We start from the raw sequence: 11636 nt of genomic DNA, 5'->3' as shown, positions 1-11636 counted from the left end.
TCAGTTGAAGTAGCTCAGAAGCGTGTTGATAACGGTGCGCTGATTAACCGGTGCCAGGTTGTAGAACAGCGGCAGACGAAGCAAACGCTCACTTTCTTGTGTGGTGTAACGATCTTCGCCGTGGAATTCGCCGAATTTTTCACCGGCTGGTGAAGCATGCAGCGGGATATAGTGGAACACCGCGAGGATTTCCGCTTCTTTCAGGAAGGCAATCAGCGCACTGCGGTCGGCTTCATCGCGCAGCTTGATATAAAACATATGCGCATTATGGCTGCACTCCGCAGGGATCGAGGGCAGCTCAATGCGACCCGCGCGCGCCAGCGGTTTTAACGCGTCGTAATAGGTTTGCCACAGCGCCAGGCGCTGCTGGTTGATGCGTTCTGCCGCTTCCAGTTGCGCCCATAAATAGGCCGCCTGGAGATCCGCCATCAGATAGCTGGAACCGATATCCCGCCAGGTGTATTTATCCACCTGCCCACGGAAAAACTGGCTGCGGTTAGTGCCTTTCTCACGAATAACCTCTGCCCGCTCTACCAGCGCGCGATCGTTAATCAGCGTCGCACCGCCTTCGCCGCCGGCGGTGTAGTTTTTGGTTTCATGGAAACTAAAGCAACCAATATGGCCGATGGTACCCAGCGCCCGCCCTTTATAGGTCGACATCACGCCCTGTGCGGCATCTTCCACCACGTACAAATTATGGTGTTTGGCAATCGCCATAATGGTATCCATTTCGCAGGCGACACCCGCATAATGCACCGGCACAATGGCACGAGTATTTTCGGTGATGGCGGCTTCGATCAGCGTTTCATCAATGTTCATGGTATCCGGGCGGATATCAACAAAGACGATTTTCGCACCGCGTAGTACAAACGCATTGGCGGTCGAAACGAAAGTGTAGCTCGGCATGATCACTTCATCGCCAGGCTGGATATCCAGCAGCAGCGCGGCCATCTCCAGCGAGGCAGTGCAGGAAGGCGTCAGCAAGACTTTCGCGCTGTGAAAACGCTGCTCCATCCACTGCTGACAGCGGCGGGTAAAACCGCCATCGCCGCACAACTTACCGCTACCCATCGCCGACTGCATGTAGTCGAGTTCCGTTCCCACCACTGGTGGAGCGTTAAAGGGGATCATAGAGTCACCTGTATAGCCACAAGGCGGTGCTTTCAATATTCGCCCCGCTCTGAATATAGCGTTTAAGTGCGGCAGTGTTCCCAAGCTGAGTCGCTACCCGCACACGTTTTAGCTCGCGCTGGCGCGCCCAGTGGCACGCCGCCTGCATTAATTTTTCGCCCATACCGCGCCCGGCCAGCAGACCAATACGGGCTTCCTGTTCGTTGAGCTGGCGCAGCGAGACAAAGCCCGCGATAGCGCCATGCACATTACGGAAGACCAGGCATTGATGGTCAAACTCGCCTTTTACCGCGTTTTCAATCCATTGCGCATAAAAACGCCCGCTCGCCTCTGCTGGATACCAGGGCGCGCGGAACCGGCTCTGCACAAAGATTTCGGCTGCCATCTGGCGTAGCACAGGGATATCCGCAAGTGTTGCCACTTCAGCCGCCGGATCGACGCCCTGTTCCTCTACCACCAGCGAGAGGTCGATCTCGCCTTCAACCAGTTGAAAACCGAGCTGCTGCAACGCATCCAGCATCCCGGGCTGCGATGCCGGCAGTTTCACCTGCACACGCTCCCAATTAGCCAAATCCGCGCGGGTCAGCGCAGGAGCAGAGGGTTGCAGGCGAAAAATCGCGCTACGCAAGCTAAAAAAGCGACTTTCCCAGGTCAGCTCTTCTACCGTACCGTGAATATTCATGCTGTTTCCTTTATGCACGCTCGCTTAGCGCCAGACACCTTTGGTATCAACAACGAACTGCTGGCCAATGCTGGTGCTCTCCACCGCTTTAAACTCGTTATGATCAACCAGCATCACCAGCACATCAGCCTGCGCCAGCGCATCATGGGTATTTACCAGCGTGGCGTGTCCGGCGAATTTAGCCGGCAGTTGATGAATATTCGGTTCCACCACCAGCGTTTCACCGCTGTGCCACTGTGCGATATCGAGGGCAATTTCCATTGCCGGGCTTTCACGCAAATCATCAATATTGGGCTTAAAGGCCAGCCCGAAACAGGCGATTTTGATTTCACTGGCGCGCTTGCCGCTGGTCGTCAGACAATCAGCAACCATCGCCTTAACCTGATTCAACACCCAGTGCGGCTTATAGTCGTTAACTTCACGCGCAGTGCGGATAAGCCGCGACTGCTGCGGATTTTGCGCGACAATAAACCACGGATCAACGGCGATACAGTGTCCGCCAACGCCCGGACCCGGCTGGAGAATATTGACGCGCGGATGGCGGTTCGCCAGGCGAATCAACTCCCAAACGTTGATCCCCTGATCGGCGCAAATCAGCGACAGTTCGTTGGCAAACGCAATGTTGACATCGCGGAAACTGTTTTCGGTAAGTTTGCACATTTCAGCGGTGCGCGAGTTGGTCACCACGCATTCGCCTTCAAGGAAAATTTTGTACAGCTCGCTGGCACGCGCCGAACAAACCGGCGTCATCCCGCCAATCACGCGGTCATTTTTAATCAGCTCAACCATCACTTGCCCCGGCAGCACGCGCTCCGGGCAGTAGGCGATATTAATGTCGGCGTTTTCACCCGCCTGCTGCGGGAAAGTGAGATCCGGGCGCGCTTCGGCAAGCCACTGCGCCATCTGTTCTGTTGCTCCTACCGGTGAGGTCGACTCAAGGATCACTAACGCGCCTTTGCCGAGCACTGGCGCGATGGATTTAGCCGCCGCCTCAACATAGGCCATATCCGGCTCGTGCTCGCCTTTAAACGGCGTTGGCACGGCGATCAAGTAAGCATCCGCGACGACAGGTGTGGTGCTCGCGCGAAGATAACCGCCGTTTACCGCCGATTTCACTACATTTCCCAGTTCCGGCTCGACGATATGGATTTCGCCACGGTTAATGGTTTCCACCGCATGGGCGTTGATATCGACACCAACAACCTGCTTCTGCCGTGACGCAAACGCTGCTGCGGTAGGCAGACCAATATAGCCCAGGCCAATAACGGAAATGGTTTTAAAGCTCATAGTGTTACCTGATTATTTTTAAGTGCGTGCAAAATGCGGCCACAGGCCAGCCCGTCACCATAAGGGTTGTGCGCGCGGCTCATCGCCTGCCAGGCATCGTTGTCATGAAGCAGGCGCGAGACCTCTTCCACAATGCGCTGGCGATCCGTGCCAACCAGTTTAACCGTGCCCGCATCGACGGCTTCCGGGCGTTCGGTGGTATCTCGCATCACCAGCACCGGCTTGCCGAGCGAAGGCGCTTCTTCCTGTATGCCACCCGAGTCCGTCAGGATCAGCCAGGCATGATTCATCAACCACAAAAACGGCAGGTAATCCTGGGGTTCTATCAGGGTAACGTTATCGACGTGACCAAGAATTCGGTTTACTGGCTCGCTGACATTGGGGTTCAGATGGACCGGATAGACAATTTGCACATCATCATGTTGCGCGGCAATATCCGCCAGCGCATGGCAAATTTGTTCAAAACCACGACCAAAACTCTCGCGGCGATGTCCGGTGACAAGAATGAGTTTCTTATCTCTATTAAGGAACGGATAACGCGCCGCCAGCGCCTCGTAGCGCGAAGGGTTGTTCATCACGCTGTCGCGCACCCAGAAAAGCGCATCAATAACGGTGTTGCCGGTAACAAAAATGCGGTTATCCGCAACATTCTCACGGCGTAAATTGCGGCGGGAGTTTTCCGTCGGCGCAAAATGATACATCGCCAGGTGGCCGGTCAATGTACGGTTTGCCTCTTCTGGCCATGGCGAAGAGAGATCGCCAGTACGCAGGCCCGCTTCAACATGCCCGACAGGAATACGCTGATAAAATGCGGCAAGGCTCGCCGCAATCGTCGTTGTCGTGTCGCCATGCACCAGCACCACATCGGGGCGGAAGGACTCAAGGATTGGCTTTAATCCTTCAAGAATGCCGCAGGTAATCTCCGTAAGCCCTTGCCCTGGCCGCATAATGTTTAGATCGTAATCCGGAACAATCGAGAAGAGCGTTAACACCTGATCAAGCATCTCCCGATGCTGCGCAGTGACGCAAACTCTTGCTTCAAAGTCTGGATCCTTTGCCAGCGCATGTACCAGCGGAGCCATTTTGATGGCTTCTGGCCTCGTGCCAAATACGGTAAGTACTTTCACAACGATTCTCTTCGATTAGAGGATGAAGGCATCATGCCTTCATCTCGGACGGCGTTTAGTTCGAACGGCGGCGCGTTAATGCAATACCCGACCCGATTAGCGCACCGACAATTCCCCACATGATCATCAGGAAAGCACGACGCGGGCTGTCGCGTTTTACCGGTTCTTCCGGCGTACGCAAATAACGATATGTCTGAAAACGGGGATCAAGTGTCGGACCGACGTTAAGCGTATTCAGCATTGCCCGGTTTTGATCATAGTCCAGATCGAACTGCGGCCCTACCGCTTGCAGATTTTCCAGCCGCGCTTGCAGCATTGGGCGACCCAGCATAAACAGTTCTGAATCCGGCAATTCGTCCGGTGGAACCTCTGTTTCGTTACGAGAGATATTGTGCTGTTCGGCGATTTTTAGCGCTTGCTGGACATTATGCAGACGGCGGTTATAAATAGCCTTTGCCACTTCTTCCTGACGTTTCACCTGCGCTTTCATCTGAATGGTACGCGCGGCCCAGGCACCTTTCAGCTCATCATTAAGATGGCTGGCGGCACGCTGGCTGGCAAACGCGACATACTGACGCAGCAAGTTGTTGGCATCCGGCGCGGTTTCAGCAATTAACTTAACGTTGTCGTTAAGGTTGCGGACAACATCTCCTGGCGTGTACTGGATGTTATTGATGAGTTCGTCGAGCGTCGCCGCATCCGCTTTGCTGTTACCCACCAGGCGCTGTTTGTAGTAATCCGTTTGCGACCAGAAATCGCGGCGCGTATCCCACGAGGCGAGTTGCATAATAAACTCTTTGTACGCCTCATCCATTACCGATACCTGATCGGTTGGTGTCTGGTTAGCTTTGTCGTCCAGGTTACGCAGGAACTGTTGTTGGGAGTAATAACCTCCCAGCATATTGACGGTGGGGCGGTCGGTAACTGCGGTGGCTCCCCATTCCTGGGTCGCAAAGAAAGTCCAGACTAAGGCGAGCAAAGCAAACAGCAGTGCTATTCCCGCGATCCATAATTTTCCTGCCCACAAAGTACGGAATAAACCCCGGATATCCAGTTCGTTTTCCGTACCCGTTGAAGGTGTTCCTGACGCTGGTTGAATCATCGCTTTCCCGGATTTACTTGGTTAGTGTTGATTTAGAAACGCTATTACGGCGTATTCTGCGTTTAACTCGCTTGATAAAGCGCGCCACTTTCCATGCGCGCTTAATACAGTAGCCATACAAAAAGAAGCATAGCAAAAATAATGCCAACATCACCCATTCAGGAATAAAACGAAGATACTCCGTGACGACACCAATACTGGCCAAAAGGGAAGCCGCGAGAGTTATCAGCACGAAGGCCTGACGGGAAGTAAACCCTGCGCGCATGATCAGATGATGAATATGCTGGCGATCTGGTGAAAATGGGCTCATTCCTTTACGTAGTCGACGGAACATTATCGCTACCATATCCATCAGCGGAATGGCAATGATCCATAACGCGGTTACCGGGCTAATTGAGTGGATAGGGCCTTGCGTCGTTTGCAGTAAAATCCAGATGATCGTAAAACCAATCAACGTACTGCCCGCATCTCCCATAAAGACTTTGTAACGTCGCCCCAACACGCCCAGATTCAACAGGATATAAGGCAAAATAGCCGCAATCATGGCAAAGCACCACATTGCGAGGCTAAACTGCCCATCTAACAATAAAATCGCGCCGATAGCAGCAAAAGAGACGCAGGAAAGCCCGCCTAACAGACCATCAATGCCGTCAACCATATTGAACGCGTTAATTGCTGCCCAGACAGCAAACAGAGTAAGTAAGTAGCCAAAAGGCCCCAGCACCATCTCCCATGAACCAAAAATATAGCCGAGGCTGCTGAGATAAAGCTTACCGACTGCCATCATCACTACAGCAATAGTCGCCTGGACAGCAGCACGAATTTTTACACTAATATCGAATCGATCGTCCAGCGCGCCTATAAAAACCAAAACACCGGCACAACAGAGGTAGAGGGCTGCATGGGGGATGTAATAATCCGTGATACCAAACGTAAAGCAGACCCCTGCGAATACTGAGATTCCCCCAACAAGAGGGATCAATCCCTGATGCCGTTTACGATAGTTGGGTTTGTCCACCAGTCCGACATGTCTTGCCATTTTACGAGCAACAAACAAAAAGACGGTTGTGAACAAGAAAATACTGAATAATTCAGTAAACGCAGTGAGTAAATTCACAGTGGATGCTCTCAGCGAATGTTAATCCTGGCAGTATAACGACGTTGCCATGCCCCATAAAATGAGAAAGCAGGTCGTTTACAAGCTTTATTGTCTGTTTTTCAACCGAACGAGATATTCAACAGATTTATCTATCACTCTTGAGCGGCCAGCGTTGGACAGAGCCTGTCCCGGTGCATATAGCGTATAGCTCGCAAATAAAAAACGCCACGTAAAAACGTGGCGTTTCCGAGGTTTATTTATATTAAGAGCGCTTCATCATGTCGAAGAACTCATCATTCGTCTTCGTCATTGCCAGCTTGTTAATGAGGAACTCCATCGCGTCGATCTCACCCATCGGGTGAATGATTTTGCGCAGGATCCACATTTTCTGCAGCTCTTCCTGAGTAGTGAGCAGCTCTTCTTTACGCGTACCGGAACGGTTGTAATCAATCGCCGGGAAGACACGTTTTTCAGCAATTTTACGCGAGAGGTGCAGTTCCATGTTACCGGTGCCTTTAAACTCTTCGTAAATCACTTCGTCCATTTTCGAACCGGTATCAATCAGCGCGGTCGCAATAATGGTCAGGCTGCCGCCCTCTTCCACGTTACGCGCGGCACCGAAGAAGCGTTTCGGGCGATGCAGGGCGTTCGCGTCGACACCACCGGTCAACACCTTGCCGGAAGCCGGAACAACGGTGTTGTAAGCACGTGCCAGGCGAGTGATGGAGTCCAGCAGAATGATAACGTCTTTCTTGTGCTCGACCAGGCGCTTGGCCTTCTCGATAACCATTTCTGCAACCTGCACGTGGCGGGAAGCCGGTTCGTCAAAGGTGGAAGCAACCACTTCACCTTTAACCAGACGTTGCATTTCGGTCACTTCTTCCGGGCGTTCGTCAATCAACAGCACCATCAGCACACAGTCTGGATGGTTGTAAGCAATGCTCTGCGCGATGTTCTGCAGCAGCATGGTTTTACCGGCTTTTGGCGGTGCAACAATCAGACCACGCTGACCACGACCGATCGGCGACGCCAGATCCAGTACGCGTGCGGTTAAGTCTTCCGTCGAGCCATTACCACGTTCCATACGCAGACGAGAGTTCGCGTGCAGCGGCGTTAAGTTTTCGAACAGAATCTTATTGCGCGCGTTTTCCGGCTTATCGAAGTTCACCTCGTTAACTTTCAGCAATGCAAAGTAACGTTCACCTTCTTTAGGCGGGCGAATCTTACCTGAAATGGTGTCACCAGTGCGGAGGTTGAAACGGCGGATTTGGCTGGGGGATACGTAGATGTCGTCAGGGCCGGCGAGGTAGGAGCTGTCTGCGGAGCGGAGGAAACCAAATCCATCCTGCAGAATCTCCAGCACGCCATCGCCAAAGATATCTTCGCCACTCTTCGCGTGCTGCTTCAGGATGGCGAAAATGATGTCCTGTTTGCGCATACGGGCCAGGTTTTCCAGCCCCATATTTTCGCCGAGAGTGATCAGCTCAGAAACCGGCGTATTCTTTAATTCGGTAAGATTCATAATGGTGTGGGTTCTTAAACTCGGGGTAGATCTCGAACTTAATGTTGTGAATGGTATGGCAGGGTCATCCATGCCTGTTAACGGCCATCAACTTATGTCTGATCGGTGCCTGGTCATAGGAAAGTACGCAGAACTGAAACGATAAGACGGAATAAGTGATAAGCCCGGAATCTGTCGACTTCACTCGCGATGGTGTTGCTCTGCGGGAAGTATCGGGGTAATGCTAGATTCAAACAACTAAAGGTATGTTCAAAACGAAGTCAAAACTAAATTAGCACGGCTGAAGCCGGGCGTCCAGCGATCCAAAAAAATTAGGACTGCTGGCACGCCGGCAGAGTCTGGGGTTACGCCAGGTTGGCGTCCAGGAACTCTTTCAGTTGGCCTTTAGACAAGGCACCAACTTTGGTTGCTGCCACTTCGCCGTTTTTAAACAGCAGCAGGGTCGGGATACCACGGATGCCGTATTTCGGCGCAGTGCCTGGATTCTGGTCAATGTTCAGCTTCGCAATGGTCAGCTTGCCTTCGTACTCATCAGCGACTTCATCCAGAATCGGGGCGATCATTTTACACGGTCCACACCACTCTGCCCAGAAATCAACGAGCACAAGCCCGTCCGCTTTGAGTACATCCGTGTCAAAACTATCGTCAGTCAGGTGAATAATTTTATCGCTCATATATAACTCCACAGGAATAAGCCTGGCATGTTGGTGTAGCTTAAAACAGCAACGTGTTGATGCCACAATAACCAACTAAAGGTTGACTTTATTTCACCGGATACGCTTTCGTAAAGCAATAGTAAGCTGATATTCTACCACACTATGAGCAAAACACATTTAACAGAACAGAAGTTTTCCGACTTCGCCCTGCACCCAAAAGTGATCGAAGCCCTTGAAAAAAAAGGGTTTCATAATTGCACGCCTATTCAGGCCCTGGCTCTTCCGCTGACGCTGGCGGGCCGTGATGTTGCAGGTCAGGCGCAAACCGGTACCGGCAAAACGATGGCGTTTTTAACGTCAACGTTTCATTATCTTCTCTCTCACCCGGCAATCGAAGACCGTAAAGTGAACCAGCCGCGCGCAATTATTATGGCGCCGACACGTGAACTGGCGGTACAAATTCACGCCGATGCAGAACCGCTGGCGCAGGCGACTGGCCTGAAGCTGGGTCTGGCTTACGGCGGTGACGGCTACGACAAACAGCTGAAAGTGCTGGAAAGCGGCGTCGATATTTTAATCGGCACCACGGGCCGAATGATCGATTACACCAAACAGAACCATATTAACCTGGGCGCGATCCAGGTCGTGGTGCTGGACGAAGCAGATCGTATGTACGATCTGGGCTTTATCAAAGATATTCGCTGGTTGTTCCGCCGCATGCCACCCGTGACTTCACGTTTGAACATGCTCTTCTCCGCCACGCTGTCCTACCGGGTGCGCGAGCTGGCATTTGAGCAGATGAATAACGCTGAATACGTCGAAGTAGAGCCGGAACAAAAAACGGGCCACCGCATTAAAGAAGAGCTTTTCTACCCGTCCAACGACGAGAAAATGCGTCTGCTGCAAACGTTGATCGAAGAAGAGTGGCCGGATCGCGCCATTATCTTCGCTAATACCAAACACCGCTGTGAAGATATCTGGGGCAGCCTGGCCGCAGATGGTCATCGTGTTGGTTTGCTCACCGGTGATGTGGCGCAGAAAAAACGCCTGCGTATTCTCGACGAATTCACGCGTGGCGATCTCGACATTCTGGTGGCGACTGACGTTGCCGCACGTGGTCTGCATATTCCTGCGGTCACGCACGTTTTTAACTATGACCTGCCGGATGATTGTGAAGATTACGTTCACCGTATCGGTCGTACCGGTCGCGCTGGCGCCAGCGGTCACTCAATCAGCCTCGCCTGTGAAGAGTACGCATTGAACCTGCCGGCGATTGAGACCTATATCGGGCACTCGATTCCGGTCAGCAAATACGATCCGGATGCCCTGCTCACCGAGCTGCCGCCGCCAAAACGCCTGACGCGCTCACGCTCTGGCAACGGCCCGCGCCGCAGCGGTGGCGCTCCACGTAATCGTCGTCGTTCAGGTTAAAAATATGCTTGGTTCCGCCTCGCTCTATGCCGCTATTGATCTTGGATCTAACAGTTTTCATATGCTGGTTGTGCGCGAGGTGGCGGGAAGCATTCAGACGCTTTCTCGCATCAAACGTAAAGTTCGTCTGGCTGCAGGATTAAGCCCCGATAATCGTCTTTCTCAGGAAGCGATGGAGCGAGGCTGGCAGTGCCTGCGGCTGTTTTCCGAACGTCTACAGGATATTCCCCAGGAGCAAATCCGCGTCGTAGCAACGGCCACGTTGCGCCTGGCGGTTAACGCGCAGGAATTTATCGACAAAGCGCAAGAAATCCTCGGCTGCCCGGTGCAGGTCATTAGCGGCGAGGAAGAAGCGCGGCTGATTTATCAGGGCGTTGCGCACACGACAGGTGGCGCGGATCAGCGTCTGGTGGTTGATATTGGCGGCGCCAGCACGGAGCTGGTTACCGGCACCGGTGCACAAACGACCTCCCTTTTCAGCCTGTCGATGGGCTGTGTCACCTGGCTTGAGCGCTTTTTCACCGACCGAAATCTTGGGCAGGAAAACTTCACTGCCGCCGAACAGGCCGCGCGTGAGGTGCTACGCCCGGTTGCCGATGAGCTTCGCCGCCATGGCTGGAAAGTTTGCGTCGGGGCATCGGGTACGGTTCAGGCGCTGCAAGAAATCATGATGGCGCAGGGCATGGATGAGCGCATCACCCTCGCTAAATTGCAGCAGCTAAAACAGCGCGCCATACAATGCGGGCGGCTTGAAGAGCTGGAAATCGAAGGCCTGACGCTTGAACGCGCTTTGGTATTCCCGAGCGGTCTGGCAATCCTTATCGCCATCTTCACCGAAATGAATATTGAAAGCATGACGCTGGCCGGTGGCGCATTACGCGAAGGTCTGGTCTACGGCATGCTGCACCTGGCGGTAGATGAAGACATTCGTAGCCGCACGCTGCGCAATATTCAACGCCGTTTTATTATCGATACCGATCAATCCCGTCGCGTGACAACGCTGGCTGGACGTTTTGCGCAGGGTGTCGCTAAAGTGTGGGAATTAGATGCCTACAGCATCGAAATCCTGAAAGTTGCCAGCGAACTGCATGAAATTGGTTTGAGCATTGAGTTTAAGCAAGCACCGCTACACGCGGCATGGCTGGTGCGTAATCTCGATTTGCCTGGGTTTACCCCCGCGCAAAAGAAACTGCTCGCGACACTGCTGCTTAATCAGACGAACGCGGTCGATCTCTCATCGTTGCATCAGCAAAACGCCGTACCACCGCGCGTAGCCGAACATCTTTGTCGCCTGCTTCGTCTTGCCATTATTTTCGCCAGCCGTCGTCGCGATGATCTGCTGCCGGAAATCGCGGTCACCGCGCAGGGAGAGAAGCTGGTGCTGACGCTACCGCAAGGGTGGCTGGCGAGTCACCCACTCGGCGCAGAACTGATTGATCAGGAAAGCCAGTGGCAGAGTTATGTGCACTGGTCGCTGGAAATCCAGTAATTCTCATACGGAATATAGCCCGCTCGCTGCGGGCTTTTTTATTGCTTGCTGAAAACTAACGTTCAGCAGCGCTGCCGGATCCAACCTTACAGAGCGGGCAGACGCCTCTT

General features: G+C 53.1%; 10 protein-coding genes. 2 read left to right on the top strand and 8 right to left on the bottom strand.

The annotated features are described in order from the left end of the window. From rffA to trxA, 8 genes are all read right to left on the bottom strand, one after another. Complete coding sequence (gene rffA, locus H650_RS15040; protein WP_044489541.1) at positions 1-1131, bottom strand: dTDP-4-amino-4,6-dideoxygalactose transaminase; 1131 nt, start codon at positions 1129-1131, stop codon at positions 1-3. Positions 1132-1135: 4 nt separating this feature from the next. After that, a complete protein-coding gene (rffC, locus tag H650_RS15035; protein WP_020456002.1) occupies positions 1136-1813 on the bottom strand; it encodes a dTDP-4-amino-4,6-dideoxy-D-galactose acyltransferase in 678 nt (225 codons plus the stop codon). Between the two features lie 24 nt (positions 1814-1837). Beyond that, positions 1838-3100: a UDP-N-acetyl-D-mannosamine dehydrogenase gene (gene wecC / locus H650_RS15030; protein WP_020456001.1), complete on the bottom strand. Its 1263-nt coding sequence runs from the start codon at positions 3098-3100 to the stop codon at positions 1838-1840. After that, positions 3097-4227, bottom strand: a complete 1131-nt coding sequence (gene wecB, locus H650_RS15025; protein ID WP_071925249.1) for a non-hydrolyzing UDP-N-acetylglucosamine 2-epimerase — start codon at positions 4225-4227, stop codon at positions 3097-3099. The genes wecC and wecB overlap by 4 nt, the downstream gene beginning before the upstream one ends. Before the next feature lie 55 nt (positions 4228-4282). Then, positions 4283-5329 carry an ECA polysaccharide chain length modulation protein gene (wzzE, locus tag H650_RS15020; protein WP_020455999.1) on the bottom strand — a complete coding sequence of 349 codons (1047 nt, stop codon included), beginning with the start codon at positions 5327-5329 and terminating at the stop codon, positions 4283-4285. Positions 5330-5342: 13 nt separating this feature from the next. Beyond that, positions 5343-6446, bottom strand: coding sequence for a UDP-N-acetylglucosamine--undecaprenyl-phosphate N-acetylglucosaminephosphotransferase (gene wecA, locus H650_RS15015; RefSeq protein WP_020455998.1), 1104 nt, complete (start codon positions 6444-6446; stop codon positions 5343-5345). 244 nt (positions 6447-6690) lie between these two features. Continuing rightward, on the bottom strand, positions 6691-7950 hold the full coding sequence (gene rho / locus H650_RS15010; protein ID WP_004386383.1) for a transcription termination factor Rho: 1260 nt from the start codon (positions 7948-7950) through the stop codon (positions 6691-6693). A 344-nt stretch (positions 7951-8294) separates the two neighbouring features. Then, the gene (gene trxA, locus H650_RS15005) at positions 8295-8624 is read right to left on the bottom strand and encodes a thioredoxin TrxA (RefSeq protein ID WP_017459713.1); all 330 of its coding nucleotides are present in this window, start codon (positions 8622-8624) and stop codon (positions 8295-8297) included. 144 nt (positions 8625-8768) lie between these two features. Between trxA and rhlB the strand changes: the two genes are divergently transcribed. Both rhlB and gppA read left to right on the top strand, forming a co-directional pair. Then, the gene (gene rhlB / locus H650_RS15000) at positions 8769-10037 is read left to right on the top strand and encodes an ATP-dependent RNA helicase RhlB (RefSeq protein ID WP_020455997.1); all 1269 of its coding nucleotides are present in this window, start codon (positions 8769-8771) and stop codon (positions 10035-10037) included. 4 nt (positions 10038-10041) lie between these two features. Further along, the gene (gene gppA / locus H650_RS14995; protein WP_020455996.1) at positions 10042-11526 is read left to right on the top strand and encodes a guanosine-5'-triphosphate,3'-diphosphate diphosphatase; all 1485 of its coding nucleotides are present in this window, start codon (positions 10042-10044) and stop codon (positions 11524-11526) included. Positions 11527-11636 lie beyond the last annotated feature (110 nt).

The sequence above is a fragment of the Enterobacter sp. R4-368 genome, from assembly GCF_000410515.1.
Taxonomy (GTDB): Bacteria; Pseudomonadota; Gammaproteobacteria; order Enterobacterales; family Enterobacteriaceae; genus Kosakonia.
The sequence above is the reverse complement of the archived record's forward strand: the minus strand, read 5'-3'. Positions and strand labels throughout refer to the sequence as shown.

What these genes read in the sequence shown, in the direction of transcription:
- rffA (WP_044489541.1), bottom strand. Translation starts at nt 1,131, where the DNA reads ATGATCCCCTTTAACGCTCCACCAGTGGTGGGAACGGAACTCGACTAC.
- rffC (WP_020456002.1), bottom strand. Translation starts at nt 1,813, where the DNA reads ATGAATATTCACGGTACGGTAGAAGAGCTGACCTGGGAAAGTCGCTTT.
- wecC (WP_020456001.1), bottom strand. Translation starts at nt 3,100, where the DNA reads ATGAGCTTTAAAACCATTTCCGTTATTGGCCTGGGCTATATTGGTCTG.
- wzzE (WP_020455999.1), bottom strand. Translation starts at nt 5,329, where the DNA reads ATGATTCAACCAGCGTCAGGAACACCTTCAACGGGTACGGAAAACGAA.
- rho (WP_004386383.1), bottom strand. Translation starts at nt 7,950, where the DNA reads ATGAATCTTACCGAATTAAAGAATACGCCGGTTTCTGAGCTGATCACT.
- trxA (WP_017459713.1), bottom strand. Translation starts at nt 8,624, where the DNA reads ATGAGCGATAAAATTATTCACCTGACTGACGATAGTTTTGACACGGAT.
- rhlB (WP_020455997.1), top strand. Translation starts at nt 8,769, where the DNA reads ATGAGCAAAACACATTTAACAGAACAGAAGTTTTCCGACTTCGCCCTG.
- gppA (WP_020455996.1), top strand. Translation starts at nt 10,042, where the DNA reads ATGCTTGGTTCCGCCTCGCTCTATGCCGCTATTGATCTTGGATCTAAC.